The organism is Streptomyces sp. NRRL F-2664, assembly GCF_000719345.1.
In the GTDB taxonomy this organism is placed as follows: domain Bacteria; phylum Actinomycetota; class Actinomycetes; order Streptomycetales; family Streptomycetaceae; genus Streptomyces.
This window is the reverse complement of the sequence record NZ_JOFX01000024.1, coordinates 57,866-76,766: the sequence shown is the minus strand read 5'-3', so window position 1 is coordinate 76,766 and position 18,901 is coordinate 57,866. Positions and strand designations below refer to the sequence as shown.

Sequence of the window (18,901 nt, the reverse complement as noted above, 5' to 3'; positions counted from 1 at the left end):
GCTGAAAGAGATATGAGCACCCTGCAGAGCGTCCCCGCCCTGGGTACGCACCCGACCGCCGGCGCGAACGCGAGCCGTGCCGAGACCCGCGAGCAGCTGGCGAAGGCCACGTACGACCTGCTGGTCATCGGTGGTGGAATCCTGGGCACCTCGGTGGCCTGGCACGCCGCGCAGTCGGGTCTGCGGGTTGCCATGGTGGACGCCGGCGACTTCGCCGGCGCCACCTCCTCGGCCTCCTCCAAGCTCGTCCACGGCGGCCTGCGCTACCTGCAGACCGGCGCGGTCAAGCTGGTCGCGGAGAACCACCACGAGCGGCGGGTGCTGGCCAAGGACGTGGCCCCGCACCTGGTCAACCCGCTCACCTTCTACCTGCCGGTCTACAAGGGCGGTCCGGTGGGTGCGGCCAAGCTGGGCGCGGGCGTCTTCGCCTACTCCGCCCTCTCGGCCTTCGGCGACGGCATGGGCAAGGTCATATCCCCGGCCCGTGCCGTCGCCGACAACCCCGGTCTGAAGACCGACAACCTCAAGGCCGTCGCGGTCTACTACGACCACCAGATGAACGACTCCCGCGTGGCCGTGATGACGGTCCGCGCGGCCGTGGAGTCGGGTGCGGTCGTCCTCAACCACGCCGAGGTCACCGGTCTGCGCAAGACGCAGGGCCGGGTCACCGGCGCCGAGCTCAAGGACCGCCTGGACGGCACCGAGTTCGGCATCGACGCGCGCGTCGTGCTCAACGCCACCGGCCCGTGGGTGGACCACCTGCGGCGCATGGAGGACAAGCACTCGATGCCGTCGATCCGCCTCTCCAAGGGCGCGCACATCGTCATGAAGCGCAAGTCGCCCTGGAAGGCCGCCATGGCCACCCCGATCGACAAGTACCGCATCACCTTCGCCCTCCCGTGGGAGGACCAGCTGCTGCTCGGCACCACCGACGAGGTGTACGAGGGCGACCCGGGGGACGTGCGCGCCACCGAGTCCGACATCCAGCAGATCCTGGACGAGGCGGCCTTCTCGGTGAAGGACGCCGACCTCGACCGCTCGCTGATGACGTACGCCTTCGCCGGCCTGCGCGTGCTGCCGGGCGGCCCCGGCGGGGTGGAGAAGGCCAAGCGCGAGACCGTCGTCTCCGAGGGCGCGGGCGGCATGCTGTCGGTCGCCGGCGGCAAGTGGACGACGTACCGCCACATCGGCCGTGTCGTCATGGACAAGCTGGCCAAGCTCCCGGGCAGCCCGCTGACCGAGGACATGGAGCCGGTGAAGTCCCTGGTGCGCCGGATCGCCCTGCCGGGTGTCGCCAACCCGAACGCGGTCGCGCACCGGCTGCTGGTGGACCGTGAGCCCGGCACGCGGATGGACCCGCTGACCGCGCGCCACCTGGCCTCCCACTACGGTTCGCTGGCCTTCGACATCGCCCGCCTGGCGAACGAGGACCCGGCCCTGGCCGAGCGCATCCACCCGGACGGCCCGGAGATCTGGGCGCAGGTCGCCTACGCCCGGGACCACGAGTGGGCCGAGACGGTCGACGACGTGCTGCGCCGCCGGACGACGGTGACGATCCGCGGCCTGGACGACGACTCCGTCAAGGCCCGCGTCGCGGAGATGCTGGCCCGCAAGGCATAGCTCTCAGGCAGGTGGGGAAGAGGGGCGGTTCCGAGGGGAACCGCCCCTCTGTCGTGGGCTGTGGCCGGTGTCCCCTCAAGGCTTAGGCTGGCCCACGTACGCAAGGAACTTCGGAAGGAGACCTGGGTGATCGAGCTTGAGGGCGTGCCCGAGCTGATCGACCCGGTCATGGTGGCCGCGTTCGAGGGCTGGAACGACGCGGGTGACGCGGCCTCCGGTGCGGTCGCGCACCTGGACCGGGAGTGGAAGGGCGAGGTCTTCGCGGCTCTGGACGCCGAGGACTACTACGACTTCCAGGTCAACCGGCCGACGGTGTGGCTGGACAACGGGGTACGGAAGATCACGTGGCCGACGACCCGGCTCTCGGTGGTGCGCATCGGCGGTCCCACACCGCGCGACCTGGTGCTGGTACGCGGAATCGAACCGTCCATGCGGTGGCGGTCGTTCTGCAACGAGATCCTCGGCTTCGCGCACGAGCTGGGCGTGGAGATGGTCGTCATCCTCGGGGCGCTCCTCGGGGACACCCCGCACACCCGGCCGGTGCCGGTGAGCGGGGTGACGTCGGACGCGGACCTGGCGCGGACGATGGACCTGGAGGAGACCAAGTACGAGGGGCCGACGGGCATCGTGGGCGTCCTCCAGGAGGCCTGTACGCATGCCGGCGTGCCGGCGGTGTCGCTGTGGGCGGCGGTGCCGCACTACGTGTCGCAGCCGCCGAACCCGAAGGCCACGCTGGCCCTGCTCAACCGGCTGGAGGACCTGATCGACATCAGGATCCCGCTGGGCGAGCTGCCGGAGGACGCGCGGGCCTGGCAGCTGGGCGTGGACCAACTGGCCGCCGAGGACAGCGAGGTGGCGGAGTACGTCCAGACCCTGGAGGAGGCGCGCGACACCGCCGACCTGCCGGAGGCCTCGGGGGACGCGATCGCCCGGGAGTTCGAGCGCTACCTGCGGCGGCGGGACCCCGCGGCGGGCCCGGCGGCGGAGCCGGGCGACGGCTCGTACCTGCGGGACACGAGCGGGGGTCTCCCCCGGCCCCCGAAGCCGCAGCCGCCGGTGTCCCCACCGCAGCCGGAGGAGCCGGGTGAGGACACCCCGGAGGCGTAGCCGGGGGCTCGTGGGGCCCCGCCCCGCGCCCCGCGCCTCGAACGCCGGCGGGGCTGTCTTTCGGCCCGTCCGCCGTGTGCCGGGCCTCCACGCGTAACGCCGGCGGGGCCGGAAGATCCGGCCCCGCCGGCGTTTGAGGCGCGGGATCCGGGGCGGCGCCCCCGGACACGACCCGCAGCGGGGTGTTACAGGGCCACGCCGAGCAGGGCGTCGACCGTGCGGGAGATCAGGCCCGGGGCCGACTCGTCGTCGCCGTCGGTGGCGTTCTGCCGGTCGACCCAGCGGTCCACGGCCGCCAGCGCCGCGGGGGCGTCCAGGTCGTTCGCCAGGGCCTCGCGGACCTCTTCGAGGACCGCGTCCGCGGGGATGCCGTCGGGGCGGGAGACCGCCGCGCGCCACCGCTCCAGCCGGGCCACGGCCTCGTCGAGGACGGCGTCCGTCCACTCCCAGTCCGCCCGGTAGTGGTGCGAGAGCAGGGCCAGGCGGATCGCCGCCGGGTCGACCCCGGCGCGGCGCAGCGCCGAGACGAAGACGAGGTTCCCCTTCGACTTCGACATCTTCTCGCCGTGCAGGGCGACCATCCCCGCGTGGACGTACGCCCGGGCCATGGGGAACTCGCCGGTCAGCGCCTGTGCGTGCGAGGCGCCCATCTCGTGGTGCGGGAAGGCGAGGTCGGAGCCGCCGCCCTGGATGTCGAAGCCCATGCCCAGGTGGTCGAGGGCGATCGCGACGCACTCGATGTGCCAGCCGGGCCGGCCGCGGCCCAGCGAGCCGCCGTCCCAGCTCGGCTCGCCCGGGCGCGCCGCCATCCACAGCATCGGGTCCAGCGGGTTCTTCTTGCCCGGGCGCTCCGGGTCGCCGCCGCGCTCCGCCGAGAGCAGCCGCATCGCCTCGGCGTCGAGGTGGGAGACGCCTCCGAAGTGCGGGTCGGACTCCACGGAGAAGTAGGTGTCGCCGTCCAGCTCGTACGCGGCGCCCGCGTCCCGCAGCCGCTCCACCAGCGGCACGATGCCCGGTATGGCTTCGACGGCTCCGATGTAGTGCTGCGGCGGCAGCATCCGCAGGGCCGTCATGTCCTCACGGAAGAGCGCGGTCTCGCGCTCGGCCAGCTCGGTCCAGTCGTGGCCGTCGCGCAGCGCCCGTTCCAGGAGCGGGTCGTCGACGTCCGTGACGTTCTGGACGTAGTGGACCTGCCGCTTGGTGTCGAGCCACACGCGCTGCACGAGGTCGAACGCGTTGTAGGTCGCCGCGTGACCGATGTGGGTCGCGTCGTACGGGGTGATGCCGCAGACGTAGATGCGGGCGACGGGACCGGGGGCGAGGGTGATCGTCCCCTGGGTCGCGGTGTCGTGGATCTGGAGGTCGCGGCCCTTGCCGGGCAGGGCGGGGACCTCAGAAGCGGGCCAGGCATGCATGTGTCGAGCCTAACCGGACGGATGTTCCGGTAACGAACTGGACCTGCACTGTTGTCCTGATCGGCACTCTTGCGGCCCGGCCGGGTCTGTGCTGCCTACTGCCTGCTGCCCGCTGCCTGTCGCCTGCCCTGCCACCCACCCCACCCCCCTGCTGCCCGCCTGCCCGGCCGAAGGCCCGTTCAGACCGGCGGCCAGGGGATGGACGGCCACTGCCCGGAGGGCAGCGGGTGCGTTCCGGTGCGCAGCATGTGCGCCACCCGCTCCCGTACGGCGGCCAGCTCGGCCGCCGTGATCAGTTCGGCCAGCCGGGTGGCGAGGGGGGCGCCGTCGGCCAGCTCCGCGGCCAGCGCGGCGAGGGCCTCGCGGGCCTCGTGCGTCAGCGGCTCTCCCGCCCAGCCCCACAGCAGGGTGCGCAACTTGTCCTCGGTGTGGAAGGTCACGCCGTGGTCGATGGCGTAGATCCGTCCGTCGGGCGCGGGCAGCAGGTGCCCTCCCTTGCGGTCGCCGTTGTTGATCACGGCGTCGAGCACGGAGAGCCGGCGCAGCCTCGGGTCGTCGGCGTGCACGAGCAGCGCGGTGCGGCCTTCCTCGACCTGGGCGAAGGCCACGGGCTTCCAGCCCTCACCGGCCTCCTCGCCGTCGACGAGCGCGAGGAGCCCTTCCTCCGGGGAGTCCTCCTGCGGCTGCCGGGCCTCGATCCACTGCTGGACCATGCCCTCCCCGTAGGGTCCGTCGCGCAGCACGGTGGCGGGCACCAGGCCCCAGCCGGTGGCCTCGGAGACCAGGTAGGCGGCGACCTCCCGCTGGGCGAGGCTGCCGTCGGGGAAGTCCCACAGGGGCCGCTCCCCCTTGACCGGCTTGTAGACGCAGTCGGTGCTCACGCCGTCGTGGGTGACGGTGCAGAGCAGGACCGCGTTGGACGCCTCGCGGATGCGGCCCACGATGGTCAGCTCGCCCCGGGCGAGCAGTTCCTCCATGTCCCCCTGCCCGGTCACGCCTGGCGCCGGTAGCCGTTCTGGCGCGGGCACACGTGGCCCTCCGGGTCCAGCGGCAGGCTGCACAGCGGACACGGCGGGCGGCCGGCGTTGACCACGTCCAGGGCGCGCTTGGCGAAGGCGCGGGCCTGGGCGCCGGTGAGGCGGACCCGCAGCATCGGCGGGCCGTTCTCCTCGTCCTGGAGCAGCCGCTCCTCCGCCTCGGCGAGGTCCTCGTCGGACTCGGCGTCGAGTTCCACCAGGGCCTGGGCCTCGACGATCATCCGCTGTTCCTCGCCGTCCCAGGCCAGGGCCATGGTGCCGACGCGGAACTCCTCCTCGACGGGGACGTCCAGCGGAGCGGTGTCGGCGGCCTCGACGGGGGCCACGGCCGGGACCGGGGCGTTTCCCCCGGTCCGCCGTACGACCTCGTCCAGCAGCTCGTCCATCCGCTCTGCGAGTGCGGCGACCTGGGTCTTCTCCAGGGACACGCTGGTGACGCGGGGGCCGGCGGAGGCCTGCAGGAAGAACGTACGGCGTCCCGGCAAGCCGACCGTGCCGGCCACGAAGCGGTCCGGCGGGTCGTAGAGGAACACCTGACGGGGCACGTCCAGTCTCCAAGTCTCGGCGGCGGGGCGGGTCTGCGCCCTTGTGTGGGCCCGTCCACCCTACTGCGCCGTGCGATCACGCCGCGCCCGCGCCGCCACCCACGACCGCGTTCCCGGTGTCCTCCGCGTCCTTGTCGGAGGCGATGGGCTCGGGGGCGGCCGGTCGCCGCACGAGGGAGCCGAAGTCTCCGGTGTCGCCGAGGCGGAACACGAAGGGCCGGGTCGGCGTGTAGCGGATGGCCGTCACGGAGCAGGGGTCGACGTGGATGCGCTGGAAGAGGTCCAGGTGCATGCCCAGGGCGTCCGCGACAAGGGACTTGATGATGTCGCCGTGGGAGCACATGAGGAAGACGGCGTCGCTGCCGTCCCGCTCCTCGATCCGCGTGTTCCAGTCGCGTACGGCGTCCACGGCGCGCGCCTGCATGGCCCGCATGGACTCGCCGCCCGGGAAGGCGGCTGCCGACGGGTGCTGCTGCACGACCTTCATCAGGGGTTCTTCGGAGAGTTCGGACAGTTTGCGCCCGGACCAGTCGCCGTAGTGGCATTCGCCGATCCGCTCGTCCGTGTGCAGTTCCAGCTCGGGCCGCGCGGCCAGCAGGGGGGCGAGGGTCTCGCGGCAGCGTTGCAGCGGGCTGGTGACGGCGGCGGCGAGCGGCACGCCCGCGAGGCGGCCGGGGAGCGCGGCGGCCTGCTCGGCGCCGCGCTCGTCGAGGGCCACGCCGGGGGTCCATCCGGCGAGCAGCCCTGCGGTGTTGGCGGTGGACCGCCCGTGTCGTACGAGGATCAGCGTGGCCATGGGGGCCAGCGTAGGCGGTGCGGGCGGGGTGCGGGACGGTGCGGGCCGGTCGGGGGCGGGGGAGAATGTTCGGCGTGATTGTCGACTGCGCGATGTACCGGGACGGCCGCCGCTCCGAGGGCCCGGAGGACTTCTCCGACGCCCTGGACGAGGCCCGTGCGAGCGGTGACGCCTTCGTGTGGGTCGGCACGTACGAGCCCACGGAGGAGGAGTTCGATCATGTGCGCCGCGAGTTCGGCCTGCACCCGCTGGCGGTGGAGGACGCGCTCAACGCCCACCAGCGCCCCAAGCTGGAGGTGTACGACGATTCGCTGTTCGTGGTGCTGAAGCCGGTGCTCTACGCGGAGGACACGGACACGGTCTCCACGGGCGAGCTGATGCTGTTCATCGGCGACTCCTTCGTCGTCACGGTCCGGCACGGCGCGGGGGCCCCGCTGGCGGCGGTGCGCCGGCGGCTGGAGCAGGAGCCGGAGGTGCTGCGGCACGGCCCGACGGCGGTGCTGTACGCGGTGTCGGACGCGGTGGTGGACCACTACATCGAGGTGGCGGCCGAGCTCCAGGCGGACCTGGAGGAGCTGGAGGCCGAGGTCTTCGCCCCGCACGCCCCGGACGCCAAGAACACCGCAGCCCGGATCTACGGGTTCAAGCGGCAGGTGCTGGAGTTCCGGCGGGCCACGAACCCGCTGCTGGCGCCGATGGACCGGCTCGCCTTCGGGGAGGTGCCCTTCGTCCACGCGCACGCCCAGCCGTTCTTCCGTGACGTCGCCGACCACCTGACCAGGGCGAGCGAGTACATCGAGGGCCTGGACCGGCTGCTGTCGGACGCCCTGTCGGCGCACCTCGCGCAGACGGGTCTGCGGCAGAACGACGACGTGCGGAAGATCTCGGCGTGGGCGGCGATCGCGGCCGTCCCGACGATGGTCGCGGGGATCTACGGCATGAATTTCGACCACATGCCGGAACTCCACCGGTGGTGGGGCTATCCGGGGGTCCTGCTGCTCATGGCGGGCGCCTGCCTGGGCCTGCACCGGCTGTTCAAGCGCCGCGGCTGGCTCTGACACCCCCTACGCGAATCCGGGGGCGGTGACCGGCGCGCCGCCGAGGGCGTCGCGCCGTGCGGGCATGGCCAGCCGGACCATCCGGTGCCAGCCGCTGAAGCGCTCGTACGCGTACGTCGCGCGGATGCCGGCGGCGAGCAGCGCCGCCTTGGGTGCGGGCCAGTTCAGCAGCCGCCCCATGTGGTCCATGACGGCGAGGCTGACGTCGCGGTGGACGGCGATCTCGGCGAGGGCGCTCTCGCGCAGCACCCGCTGGATGGTCCGGCCGTGGCCGGTGCGGGCCAGCCGCAGCAGTTCCTCGTGGCAGTAGGCGAGGTGGTTGTCCTCGTCGTTGCTGATCATGCGGAGGGCCCTGCCCACTTCGGGGTGGTCGCCGAAGTACCCGACCAGCATGTCCATCTGGTCGGCGGCGCGCTGTTCGGTGACGCGGCTGTGCGCGAGGTAGACGACGATGTCCTCCTCGCTCAGCGCCTCCTCGCGGCGCAGCTTGTCGTGCGCGAGCCCGATGCCGCGGCGCTCCAGCAGCATCGTGTAGTCCGTCTCGGGCGGCACGGGGACCGCCTCCAGGCCGCGTCTGCGGAGCAGGGCGTGGAAGATCCGGCCGTGCTTGTCCTCGTCGGCTCCGTGCCGGGTGATCTTGGGTGCGAGGTCGCGCATGCCGTCCGGGACGAGGGCGGCGATACGCGCGTTCTCCCATCCGCCCTGGGCTTCCCCGCTGGCGGCGATGGAGCAGAACAGCTGGAAGGAGTCGTCGTTGTCGACGATCTCCTGGAACAGGCTGCGGGCAGAGAGCATGGAACGAGTCAAACGCCGGCCCGCGGGGCGGGCAACCGAGGAGTGGCACGACTCGTCCGAATGAACGAACCTCCGGCCGGGCCGCCGCGCGTAACCCCGGGGACGTCCGGCACGTTGTCTGCTGTGTCGGCCGTGGCGGGGAAGACCCCCCGAGCCCCCACCACGGCCGCAGAACTCCCGAGGGCGTGCGCGGGCCGGCTCGCCGTCCACGCGCCCCAGCCGTCCGGGTCACCCCGGGCGGTTCAGGCGAGGCCGGCGCGCTCCAGGGCCTCCGTGCCGGCGCGCAGGGCGGCGATCCGCTCGTCGAGGGTGAAGCCGGCCGGGGCCAGCGTGAGGGTGGTGACCCCGGCCTCGGCGTAGGCGCGCATTCCGTCGGCGATCCGCTCGACCGGGCCGAGCAGTGTCGTGGAGTCGATGAGCGAGTGCGGGACGGCCTCGGCCGCGCCGTTCTTGTCACCGGCCAGGTACTTGTCCTGGATCTCGGCGGCTTCCTTCTCGTAGCCCATGCGCTGGGCGAGCTGGTTGTAGAAGTTCTGCTTCCGGCTGCCCATGCCGCCCACGTAGAGGGCGGTGTAGGGGCGGAACATGTCGGCGAGGGCGGTCACGTCGTCGCCGAGGGCCAGCGGCACGGTCGGGCAGACGTCGAAGCCGTCCATGGTCAGCCCGGCCTTCTCGCGGCCCGCTCGGATGTGGGTGAGTGCGGTGGCCTCCAGGTGCTCGGCCGCCGGGAAGATCAGCAGGGCGCCGTCGGCGATCTCGCCGGTCTGCTCCAGGTTCTTGGGTCCGATGGCGGCGATGTAGAGCGGGATGTGCTCGCGCTCCGGGTGCACGGTCAGCTTGATCGGCTTGCCCGGGCCGCCGGGCAGCGGCAGCGTCCAGTGCTCGCCCTCGTAGCTCAGCCGCTCGCGGGACATGGCCTTGCGGACGATCTCCACGTACTCGCGGGTGCGGGCGAGCGGCTTGTCGAACTTGACGCCGTACCAGCCCTCGGAGACCTGCGGTCCGGAGACGCCGAGGCCGAGGCGGAAGCGGCCCTTGGTCAGCGAGTCCAGGGTGGCCGCGGTCATCGCGGTCATGGCGGGCTGCCGGGCGGGGATCTGGAGGATCGCCGAGCCGACGTCGATGCGCTCGGTCTGGGCGGCGACCCAGGCGAGGACGGTCGGGGCGTCGGAGCCGTAGGCCTCCGCGGCCCAGCAGACGTCGTAGCCGAGCCGGTCGGCCTCCTGGGCCACTGCGAGGTTGTCGGCGTCCATGCCCGCGCCCCAATAACCGAGATTGATGCCGAGCCGCATGTGTCGTCCCCTTACCGGTGTACCGATCAGTAACGTTGATGTGCGGGGACTGTAGCGCGCCCGAGTGCTCCGCGTCAGCGCCCCAGTAGTCTCAGCGCTCATGGAGCAGAGGCATCTCGGCCGCACCGGACTGCGCGTCTCCCGGATCGGCCTCGGCACCCTCACCTGGGGCCGCGACACCGGCGAGGAAGCCGCCGCCGAACAGGTGAAGACGTTCTGGGAGGCGGGCGGCACCCTCGTCGACACCGCCGACGTGTACGGCGGCGGTGAGGCGGAGTACCTCCTCGGGCAGTTGGTGGGCGGGCTCGTACCGCGCCGGGACCTGGTGATCGCGACCAAGGCCGGCAGCGTGCCCGGCCCCTGCCGGCGCTTCGACGGCTCGCGCGGCCATCTGCTCGCGGCGCTGGACGACTCGCTGGACCGGCTGGGCACCGACTACGTCGACCTCTGGCAGGTGCACGCCTTCGATCCGGCGACCCCGGTGGAGGAGACCCTGCAGGCCCTGGACCTGGCGGTGAGCAGCGGCCGGGCCCGGTACGCGGGCGTGGCGGGCTTCTGCGGCTGGCAGCTGGCGAAGGCGGCGACCTGGCAGCTGGCGGCCCCCGGGGTACGGACCCGGATCGCCTCGACGCAGATGGAGTACTCACTGCTCCAGCGCGGGGTGGAGAGGGAGGTGCTGCCGGCCGCGCGGGACCTGGGCGTGGGGCTGCTGCCGTCCTCCCCGCTGGGGCGCGGAGTGCTGACCGGCAAGTACCGGGAGGGCACCCCGGCCGACTCCCGGGGCGCCTCGGAGTCCCTGGCCGCGCTGGTGGACCCGTACCTCGACGACGCGGCGGGCCGCATCGTGGATGCGGTGGTGACGGCGGCGCAGGGGCTGGCCGTGACCCCGCTCCAGGTGGCTCTGGCGTGGGTCCGGGACCGGCCGGGGGTCGTCGCGCCGATCGTCGGCGCGCGGACATCGGCGCAGCTGGCGGCGGCGTTGTCGGTGGAGGCGCTTAGTCTTCCCGAGGAGATCTGCCGGGCGTTGGACGACGTGTCGGCACCGGAGCACCGCTATCCCGATCAGGACTGGAGCACGCTGTGAGCACGGACCGTCAGGCCGAAGCCGCCCCCGCCGCCGCGGAGGCCCCGACCGGCCCCGGGGCCGATCCGGCCACGCCTCACGACCAGTCCGCCGGCGCCCTCCCGCCGCACGGCGAAGCCGCCGACCCCGCCCCCTCGGCCGACGCCCCGGAGGGGGAACGGCCGGCACCGGGCGCCCCCGAGGCACCCGCGCACGGCGGTGAGGACGGCAGGGCTACGCAAGCACAGGCCGACCCGGGCGGCGCAGCCGGCGAGGCGCAGGAACCCGGCGGGGGGATCAGCGAGGCACAGGCCGAGCTCGCCGCGCAGCGGGTCGAGCGGGAGCGGATCGCCCGGCGCAAGGCCGAGCGGGACGCGCCCGTCGAGGCCGGGGCGAAGCTCAGCGGGAAAGCCGCCGACCTGCTGGCGGCCGTACGGGCCGTGGAGAGCGGCGCGAAGCCCTCCACCGCCTATTTCGACGACGCTCCCGCCGCGCCCCGCAAGGCGGCCCCCGCTCCCCCACCGCCGCGCCCGACCGCCCCCGCCCCCACCCCTGCGCCGGCAGCCGCCCCCTCCGCCGAGGCCGTGGAGGCCGTACGGGCCGTCCTGGCCCGGGGCGGCGCGCCCGAGTCGCTCGCCGCGCCGGTCGCGACGGCCCTCGGCGACGGCGCCGCGCAGGAGCTCGCGCAGAACCCGTGGCGGCTTCTGGCGGTCCCCGCCGTACGCCCGACGCAGGCGGACGGCTTCGCCCGCGCCCTGCTGGGACCGGCGGCCGCTCCCGGGGACGAGCGACGCACGACCGTCCTGGTGGGCTGGCTGCTGGCCCAGGCGGGCGTGAAGGGGCACACCGCACTGGAGGCTCCGGTCCTGGAGAAGGCCCTGGCCCAGTACGGCGTGCCGGATCCGGCCGCGGCGCTGGAGCACTCGATCGCGGAGGCGTCGGTCCTGGTCTTCCACGAGCCGCTCGGCGACGCGCCCGCGGCGGAGGAGGGTGAGGAGCAGCCGGTACGGATCCTGGTGGGCCTGGAGGGCGCCGCGATGGCCGAGGAGAGCCTGGCCGACGGTCTGGCCCGGCTGGCCGGCACCTTCGAGGGCCCGGCGGACTGGGAGCAGGCCGCCGCGGCCGCGCCGGACCGGTCCTGCGCCGAGCTGATCCGCGCGGTCGCCGCCCACGGGCTGGTCGCCCACACGGGTGGGGAGGCCGCCCGGGCCGAACCGCTCGCCCTGGCCGCGGCGGCCCGTGAGCTGGGTCTGCGCGTCTGCGTCGCCGCGCATGCGCCCGACGGCCCGGACGACCTGGTGACGGTGGCCGGGCTGCTGTCCGGCCGGGAGGGGCCGCCGCGCGACGCGGACGGGCAGTTCGAGCTGGACCTGCTGGTCGTGCTGGACGCGCCGCAGCTGGACGTGGAGAGCGCGGCGGCGCTGGTCGAAGGCGTCCGGGACGGGGCCCGGCTGGTCCTGTCCGGCGATCCCGGGGTGCTCGGCTCCGCGGGGGCGGGCCGGGTGTTCGGCGATGTGCTGGCGGCGCGTACCTGCCCCCAGCTGGTCTCCCGCACCCCGGACCCGGGTCCCCTCGGCGAGCTCGTCTCCGGCGTGGGGATCGGTGAGCTGAACCAGGTCGACGCTCCCGGCAAGGAGGTCGTCATCGTCCCGGTGCAGGACGCCGGGGAGGCCGTGCACCGGGCGGTGCAGCTGGTGGCGGAGTCGGTGCCGCGGGCCTTCGGGATCCCGGCGGACAGCGTGCAGGTGATCACCCCGGGGCACGGCGGCTCGGCGGGGACGCGGGCGTTGAACGCCGCGCTGAAGGAGCGGCTCAATCCCGGCCCGGGCCGGTTCGGGGGCTTCGACCCCGGCGACCGGGTGGTTTATGTGCCGTCGCCGGGGCGGGCCCTGCCGGCGCGCGTGGTGTCGGCCGATGCGGAGGGGCTGCACCTGGACCGCGGGGGCGCGCGGGTCGTCGTGGCGAAGGAGCTCGTCGAGTCCCAGGTGCGGCACGGCTGGGCGGTGACAGCGCACCAGGCGGTGGGGGCGCGGTGGCCGGCGGTGGTCGTCGTCCTGCCGGGTGATGCGGCGCCGGCGCTGTCGCGGGACTGGGTCTACACGGCGTTCGGACGGGCCGAGCGGCACCTGTCGGTGGTGCACGGGGTGGACCAGGCGCTGGCGCGGGCGGTCTCCGAAGTGCTCCCGAAGCCGCGTACGACGCGGCTGACGGGACTGCTGAAGGGGCTCGCGGCCGCGAGCGAGCAGTCCGAGCCGTAGCGGCGGGAGGCCGGCAGCGCCGGACACCGCGGCCCGCCGCCCGGTGGCGTGGGGGCCGCGGTGTCCGGCAACGGGGCGGAGGTCAGGCGGGGGTCAGTCCCCGCCGGGCGGTCTCGTCCTCGTCGTCGGCGTCGTCGAACGCGTCGGGCTCCTCGTCGAAGACGGAGCTGACGTCGAACCGGTGCAGCACGTCCTGCGGATCGATGTGCCCGAAGGGCGAGCCCAGCCACTCCCCCGGTTCGGCCATCTCCTCCGCGGTGGCGATCCACAGCGTGGAGTCACCCTCCTCCAGCCCGAAGTCCTTGGAGCGGGAGGCGATCTCGTCGGGCTCGTACTCCCCGTAGAGGACGCCGAGGGCGTCGGCGGTGCCGCCGTCGTGGCCGAAGTCGGCGTCCCGGTCGTGGGCGGCGACCCGTTCGGCCTGGGCGATCAGCCGCGCCGGTTCGACGACGGCGTAGTCGCGGCGGATGAGGACGCTGAAGGCGGCGGGTTCGGCGGGACCGGTGTACGGGACGCCGTCCTCGGGCGTCGGGATCTCGAAGGGGGTGACCTCGTCGTAGCGGTCGTAGAGGAGTTCGTCGTACTCCTCGGCGGCGGCGGCGAGTTCGTTGAAGGCGGCGTAGACGTCCGGATCCTCGTCCCCGGTCCTGCGCTCGACCGCGGCAAGGTGGCGGTCGAGCGCGGCCTTGACCGCCTCGGCGGCGGCGCGGACCTCGGCAACAGTGGGCAGAGCGGCATCAGACATGGAGCAGACGCTATCCGTAGCAGGCCCGTGCCCGCACAATAGATGCGATGCCGGAATACGAATTCATCGACGTGTACGTGCCCCGCGGGGTTCCTCGCAAGGAGGCGACCCGCCTGCTGACCGACCATGCCGAGTACGGGAACTGGGAGATCGACCGGCTGAGCCTGCACCGGGACGGCAGCCGCCGCGTGCGGCTGCGCCGCCGGATCATCCGCCAGGTCCGCGCCACCTGGTGAACGCGGGCCCCGGGGGCGGGGCCCGCGTGGTGAGCGACCGTCAGGCGGCGTTGGCCCGGGCCCGCCGGTAGAGCACCGTACCGGCGAGCAGCAGGCCGCCCGCGACCGGGAGGCCGGCCGTCAGGACGTCGCCGGAACCGGTGGCGGCGAGCTGCGGCCCCGTGCCGGGTCCCGTGCCGGGGTGGGTGACGGGGGTGCCCGTACCGGTACCCGGGGCGCCGGGGGTGCCCGGGTTGCCGGGGTTCCCAGGAGTGCTTGGGGTCCCGGGGTTGCCGGGGTTGCCCGGATTCCCAGGAGTGCCCGGGTTCCCGGGGTTGCCCGGGTTCCCGGGGTTGCCCGGGTTCCCGGGGTTGCCCGGGTTACCGGGGTTGCCCGGGTTACCGGGGTTGCCCGGGTTACCGGGGTTGCCCGGGTTACCGGGGTTGCCCGGGTTACCGGGGTGGTCGTCGCACGGTTCATCGTCGCCCGGATGGCCCGGGTTGCCGGGGCTCCCGGGGTTTCCAGGAGTGCCCGGGTTACCGGGGTTACCGGGGTTACCGGGGTTACCGGGGTTGCCGGGGTTGCCCGGGTTACCCGGCTCGGTGGGTCCGGAGCCGTTGGCGCAGTGGTTGCCGAAGGCCGGGTTGAGGCCTCCCACCACCGTCACGCTGTTCCCGCAGACGTTCACCGGCGCCTCCACGGGCGCCTGCACGGTGTTCCCGGACAGCAGGCCCGGAGAGTTCTTCGCATGCCCCGTAGCGGCGGAATCCGCGTGCGCGTGGCCCCCGGCCAACGCGAGGACACCCCCCGCGGCAGCCATGGTGAACAGGGTCTTCCTGGTGACCTGTGCCGGTCGTCGCATCTGTACTCGTCCCCTGGTGTGTACGTGTCCGGCCGGTGCGCCCTCGGCGCTCCGGCCGGCCAGGCTCCCCCGCCTGGTACGCCGAAAAAGTGGTTTTCCGGGCCGTAAAAGGCCGGTGGCCCCGGAACGCTGGAGTGCGTCCGGGGCCGAAGACTTCAGATGCGTCAGGCGTTGACGCAGGTGTTGCCGAAGGCCGGGTTCAGCAGGCCGATGACGTTCACGGTGTTGCCGCAGACGTTGACCGGGATGTGGACCGGGACCTGGACGACGTTGCCGGACAGGACACCCGGGGAGCCGATGGCCGCACCCTGGGCACCCGCGTCCGCGACGGCCATGCCGGCACCCGCGAGAACCAGACCACCGGTGGCAGCCGCAGCGGCGACAACCTTCTTGAGCATTGTTCCTCCTAGTAGGCAATGTGCGGTCCCAGCCGCGGACCGCATCACCTGTAACGAGGAAGGATCACCGGGGCTACGAGCGTATGAGTGCATTCACTCTTCTCAGTGGAATGCGCACACCTTCTCGAATGTCACGCGTTGTCGATGAACCGGTCCAGCACCCGCACGCCGAACTTCAGCCCGTCCACCGGAACCCGCTCGTCCACGCCGTGGAACATGCCGGCGAAGTCCAGCTCCGGCGGCAGCTGCAGCGGGGCGAAGCCGAAGCAGCGGATGCCGAGGTCGTCGAAGGACTTGGCGTCCGTGCCGCCCGACAGCGTGTACGGGACCGCGCGCGCGATCGGGTCCTCCGCCGTCAGGGCGCCCTGCATCGCCTCGACCAGTCGGCCGTCGAAGTCCGTCTCCAGCGCCTTGTCGCCGTGCACGTCCTCCCGCTTCACCCGGGGGCCGAGGATGCGGTCCAGGTCGGCGAAGAACTCCTCCTCGTAGCCCGGCAGGAAGCGGCCGTCGACGTGGGCGGTGGCCTGGCCCGGGATGACGTTGACCTTGTAGCCGGCGCCGAGCATCGTCGGGGCGGCCGAGTTCCGCAGGGTCGCGCCGACCATCTTGGCGATGCCGCCGAGCTTGGCCAGCGTGGCGTCCATGTCGTCCGGGTCCAGCGGGGTGCCCAGCGCGTCCGAGAGCTCGTCCAGGAAGGACCGTACGGTCTTGGTCACGCGCACCGGCCACTGGTGGCGGCCGAGCCGACCCACGGCCTCGCACAACTCGGTGATCGCGTTGTCGTTGTTGGTCATGGAGCCGTGGCCGGCGGTGCCCTCGACCGTGAGCCGCATCCAGTGCATGCCCTTCTGGGCGGTCTCCACGAGGTAGAGGCGGAGGTTCTCGTTCACGGTGAAGGAGAAGCCGCCGACCTCGCCGATCGCCTCCGTGACGCCCTCGAACAGCCCCGGGTGCTTGTCGACGAGGTACCGGGCGCCGTAGATACCGCCCGCCTCCTCGTCGGCGAGGAAGGCCAGGACGATGTCCCGCGGGGGCTTGCGGCCGCTGCGCATCCGGTCGCGGACGACGGCCAGCGTCATCGCGTCCATGTCCTTCATGTCGACGGCGCCTCGGCCCCATACGCAGCCGTCGGCGATCTCGCCCGAGAACGGGTCGTGCGTCCAGTCCGCGGCATTGGCCGGAACCACGTCGGTGTGCCCGTGGATCAGCAGCGCGGGCCGCGAGGGGTCCTCCCCCTCGATCCGCGCCACCGTGGAGGCACGGCCCTTGTGCGATTCGAAGATCTGCGGCTCCAGCCCGACCTCGGCGAGCTTCTCGGCGACCCACTCCGCCGCCTTGCGCTCACCGGGGCCCGAGTGGTCGCCGTAGTTGCTGGTGTCGATCCGGATGAGGTCCCGGCAGAGGTCGACGACCTCGTCCTCGCCGGATACGGTCCTGCCCGCGCTCGACTCGCTCACGCTGCTTCCTCCCACTGATCCACTCAGTACCGAACGCTCCCATCCTCGCGCCCCGGGGCCGCTCTCCCCAAGGGCGATCCCCGGCCGTACGGGGGGTGTGATCGGGGGCCCCGGCCGTGCGGTAGTGTTTTCCCTGTCGCAACGGCCCGCGAGGGCCGGAGGGCACACACCCGGTCCGGGTGGCGGAATGGCAGACGCGCTAGCTTGAGGTGCTAGTGCCCTTTATCGGGCGTGGGGGTTCAAGTCCCCCCTCGGACACCAACGGAAGGACCCCGCTGCGGCGGGGTCCTTCCGCGTTCCCGGGACCGGGCCGCCGACGGCGGCGGCGACCCCGGAATGTTTGGTAGTGTTTCGCTCGTCGCAACGGCCCGCGAGGCCGCAGGACACACACCCGGTCCGGGTGGCGGAATGGCAGACGCGCTAGCTTGAGGTGCTAGTGCCCTTTATCGGGCGTGGGGGTTCAAGTCCCCCCTCGGACACCACGGCAAAGGCCGGTCAGGAACTCCCTGACCGGCCTTTCGCATGTCCGCGGACCTGATGCGGTGCCGGGACGGCGGGTGTCCGTCGAGAAGCGGCGAGACCCCCGCACCGGAACGGTGCGGGGGTCTCGTGGCGTCCTGGGCGGCGTCAGTCGCGGGGGGACGACATGGCGGCCACTCGGCCGCGGACCAGGAACCAGCCGCCGACGAGGGCGGCGGCGATGGCCGGGAGGAGCATGACCGTGGTGCGGCCGACGCCGCCGTCGCTCCACATGAGGACCAGGACCGTGGCCAGGAAGAGCAGGGTCACGATCTGGGTGTACGGGGCCCAGGGCAGGCGGTAGGACGGGCGGGTGACCAGGCCGTTCTTCGAGCGGTGCCAGAAGAAGAGCGAGCAGAGCATGACCATGCCCCACGTGCCGAGGATGCCGATGGAGGCGAGGTTGAGGACGATCTCGAAGGCCTCGCCGGGCATCCAGTAGTTCAGGCCGACGCCGGCGACGCCGAAGGCGGCGGTGAACAGGACGCCGCCGTAGGGCACCTTGCCCTTGTTCATGACACCGGTGAACTTCGGGGCGGAGCCGGAGAGGGCCATCGAGCGCAGGATGCGGCCGGTGGAGTACAGGCCGGAGTTCAGCGAGGAGAGGGCGGCGGTCAGGACGACCAGGTTCATGATGCCCGCGGTGCCGGGGATGCCCAGCTTGTCGAAGACCGTCACGAACGGGGACTGGTCGGCGGAGTAGGCCGTGTACGGGAGCAGCAGGGCCAGCAGGACGACCGAGCCGACGTAGAAGACGCCGACGCGCCACATGATGGAGTTGATCGCCTTCGGCATGATCTTCTCCGGGTTCTCGGTCTCGCCCGCGGCGACGCCGCACAGCTCGACGGAGGCGTACGCGAAGACGACGCCCTGGACCACCATGAGCATCGGGATGACGCCGGAGGGGAAGAGGCCGCCGTTGTCGGTGATCGTCGCGAGGCCGGGAGTGTGGCCGTCGATCGGGTGGCTGGTGGCGACCAGGTAGATGGCGACCGCCATGAAGATCACCAGGGCGCCGACCTTGACGATCGCGAACCAGAACTCCATCTCGCCGAAGTACTTCACCGAGATCAGGTTCGCGGTGAGGACGATGGCGAGGGCGATGAAGGCGAGGACCCACTGGGGCACGTCGGTGAACGCCGACCAGTAGTGGGCGAACACGGCGGCGGCCGTGATGTCCGCCACGGTGGTGGTGGACCAGTTCAGGAAGTACAGCCAGCCGGCCGTGTAGGCGCCCTTCTCGCCCATGAACTCGCGGGCGTAGGAGACGAAGGCACCGGAGGAGGGCCGGTAGAGGACGAGCTCGCCGAGGGCCCGGACGACGAAGAAGGCGAAGACGCCGCAGACCGCGTAGGCGATCGCGAGGGAGGGGCCGGCTCCGGCGAGGCGGCCGCCGGCGCCGAGGAACAGGCCGGTGCCTATCGCCCCGCCGATCGCGATCATGTTGATGTGGCGGGACTTCAGGTCCTTGCTGTAGCCCTCGTCACCGGCGTCGACATGGCGGGAGGACGCCGGGGCGGGTGCCTCGGTCAAGGTGCGGTCACTCATGTATGACTTCGCCTTCGTGGGTGGGACAGGCAGCCCGGAGCGCCGCGCAGAGGAGCTGGGTGGTGTCCTCTGTGGCGCGTTCCGGGTGTTTTGATCGACCCAGGAGACCACGAGGCTCGGCCGGCCGCCAAAATCGACCTTGAACGCGCGAGCCCCCGACGACCTTGGAAA

17 protein-coding genes and 2 tRNA genes are annotated in these 18,901 nt (G+C 72.6%); 8 read left to right on the top strand and 11 right to left on the bottom strand.

Translation table 11 applies throughout. The features are described 5' to 3' along the window. Window positions 1-12 precede the first annotated feature (12 nt). Both IF89_RS0121185 and IF89_RS0121180 read left to right on the top strand, forming a co-directional pair. Window positions 13-1,620 carry a glycerol-3-phosphate dehydrogenase/oxidase gene (locus IF89_RS0121185; protein WP_030770316.1) on the top strand — a complete coding sequence of 536 codons (1,608 nt, stop codon included), beginning with the start codon at window positions 13-15 and terminating at the stop codon, window positions 1,618-1,620. Between the two features lie 126 nt (window positions 1,621-1,746). Beyond that, window positions 1,747-2,727, top strand: coding sequence for a PAC2 family protein (locus IF89_RS0121180; RefSeq protein WP_030770313.1), 981 nt, complete (start codon window positions 1,747-1,749; stop codon window positions 2,725-2,727). A 185-nt stretch (window positions 2,728-2,912) separates the two neighbouring features. Here IF89_RS0121180 and mshC read toward each other — a convergent pair whose 3' ends face one another. From mshC to IF89_RS0121160, 4 genes are all read right to left on the bottom strand, one after another. Further along, entirely contained in the window at window positions 2,913-4,142 is a 1,230-nt protein-coding gene (gene mshC / locus IF89_RS0121175; RefSeq protein ID WP_030770309.1) for a cysteine--1-D-myo-inosityl 2-amino-2-deoxy-alpha-D-glucopyranoside ligase, read from the bottom strand. A 179-nt stretch (window positions 4,143-4,321) separates the two neighbouring features. Next, window positions 4,322-5,170, bottom strand: coding sequence for an SCO1664 family protein (locus IF89_RS0121170; protein WP_030770306.1), 849 nt, complete (start codon window positions 5,168-5,170; stop codon window positions 4,322-4,324). Beyond that, window positions 5,134-5,724, bottom strand: a complete 591-nt coding sequence (locus IF89_RS0121165) for a DUF3090 domain-containing protein (RefSeq protein ID WP_030770303.1) — start codon at window positions 5,722-5,724, stop codon at window positions 5,134-5,136. The genes IF89_RS0121170 and IF89_RS0121165 overlap by 37 nt, the downstream gene beginning before the upstream one ends. A gap of 76 nt (window positions 5,725-5,800) precedes the next feature. After that, window positions 5,801-6,520: a histidine phosphatase family protein gene (locus tag IF89_RS0121160; RefSeq protein WP_030770300.1), complete on the bottom strand. Its 720-nt coding sequence runs from the start codon at window positions 6,518-6,520 to the stop codon at window positions 5,801-5,803. Window positions 6,521-6,585: 65 nt separating this feature from the next. On the opposite strand from IF89_RS0121160, the gene IF89_RS0121155 reads away from it, so the two are divergent. Continuing rightward, window positions 6,586-7,578 carry a magnesium and cobalt transport protein CorA gene (locus tag IF89_RS0121155; protein WP_030770297.1) on the top strand — a complete coding sequence of 331 codons (993 nt, stop codon included), beginning with the start codon at window positions 6,586-6,588 and terminating at the stop codon, window positions 7,576-7,578. A 6-nt stretch (window positions 7,579-7,584) separates the two neighbouring features. Here the strand turns inward: IF89_RS0121155 and IF89_RS0121150 are convergent, their stop codons facing one another. Both IF89_RS0121150 and IF89_RS0121145 read right to left on the bottom strand, forming a co-directional pair. After that, a complete protein-coding gene (locus IF89_RS0121150) occupies window positions 7,585-8,373 on the bottom strand; it encodes a hypothetical protein (protein WP_030770294.1) in 789 nt (262 codons plus the stop codon). A 242-nt stretch (window positions 8,374-8,615) separates the two neighbouring features. Continuing rightward, entirely contained in the window at window positions 8,616-9,665 is a 1,050-nt protein-coding gene (locus IF89_RS0121145) for an LLM class F420-dependent oxidoreductase (protein WP_030770292.1), read from the bottom strand. A 100-nt stretch (window positions 9,666-9,765) separates the two neighbouring features. Here IF89_RS0121145 and IF89_RS0121140 point away from each other — a divergent pair, with 100 nt between their 5' ends. Together IF89_RS0121140 and IF89_RS0121135 are read left to right on the top strand one after the other, a co-directional pair. Next, window positions 9,766-10,749, top strand: coding sequence for an aldo/keto reductase (locus IF89_RS0121140; protein WP_030770289.1), 984 nt, complete (start codon window positions 9,766-9,768; stop codon window positions 10,747-10,749). Beyond that, entirely contained in the window at window positions 10,746-12,986 is a 2,241-nt protein-coding gene (locus tag IF89_RS0121135; protein WP_078628428.1) for an ATP-binding domain-containing protein, read from the top strand. The genes IF89_RS0121140 and IF89_RS0121135 overlap by 4 nt, the downstream gene beginning before the upstream one ends. A gap of 82 nt (window positions 12,987-13,068) precedes the next feature. Here IF89_RS0121135 and IF89_RS0121130 read toward each other — a convergent pair whose 3' ends face one another. Beyond that, window positions 13,069-13,731, bottom strand: coding sequence for a hypothetical protein (locus tag IF89_RS0121130; RefSeq protein WP_030770283.1), 663 nt, complete (start codon window positions 13,729-13,731; stop codon window positions 13,069-13,071). 47 nt (window positions 13,732-13,778) lie between these two features. Here IF89_RS0121130 and IF89_RS0121125 point away from each other — a divergent pair, with 47 nt between their 5' ends. Next, window positions 13,779-13,967, top strand: coding sequence for a DUF5703 family protein (locus IF89_RS0121125; protein WP_030770280.1), 189 nt, complete (start codon window positions 13,779-13,781; stop codon window positions 13,965-13,967). A 40-nt stretch (window positions 13,968-14,007) separates the two neighbouring features. On the opposite strand, the gene IF89_RS46075 is transcribed toward IF89_RS0121125, so the two are convergent. The 3 genes from IF89_RS46075 to IF89_RS0121110 all read right to left on the bottom strand — a co-directional run bounded on the left by IF89_RS46075 (window position 14,008) and on the right by IF89_RS0121110 (window position 16,663). Beyond that, the gene (locus tag IF89_RS46075) at window positions 14,008-14,766 is read right to left on the bottom strand and encodes a chaplin (protein WP_030770278.1); all 759 of its coding nucleotides are present in this window, start codon (window positions 14,764-14,766) and stop codon (window positions 14,008-14,010) included. Window positions 14,767-14,972: 206 nt separating this feature from the next. Next, window positions 14,973-15,206 carry a chaplin ChpH gene (gene chpH / locus IF89_RS0121115; protein ID WP_030770277.1) on the bottom strand — a complete coding sequence of 78 codons (234 nt, stop codon included), beginning with the start codon at window positions 15,204-15,206 and terminating at the stop codon, window positions 14,973-14,975. Window positions 15,207-15,337: 131 nt separating this feature from the next. Next, entirely contained in the window at window positions 15,338-16,663 is a 1,326-nt protein-coding gene (locus IF89_RS0121110) for a M20/M25/M40 family metallo-hydrolase (RefSeq protein WP_030770274.1), read from the bottom strand. A gap of 173 nt (window positions 16,664-16,836) precedes the next feature. Here IF89_RS0121110 and IF89_RS0121105 point away from each other — a divergent pair. Continuing rightward, window positions 16,837-16,924: transfer RNA gene (locus IF89_RS0121105), tRNA-Leu, on the top strand. Window positions 16,925-17,057: 133 nt separating this feature from the next. Next, window positions 17,058-17,145, top strand: a tRNA-Leu gene (locus IF89_RS0121100). A 145-nt stretch (window positions 17,146-17,290) separates the two neighbouring features. On the opposite strand, the gene IF89_RS0121095 is transcribed toward IF89_RS0121100, so the two are convergent. Next, window positions 17,291-18,730, bottom strand: coding sequence for an amino acid permease (locus IF89_RS0121095; RefSeq protein ID WP_030770271.1), 1,440 nt, complete (start codon window positions 18,728-18,730; stop codon window positions 17,291-17,293). Window positions 18,731-18,901 lie beyond the last annotated feature (171 nt).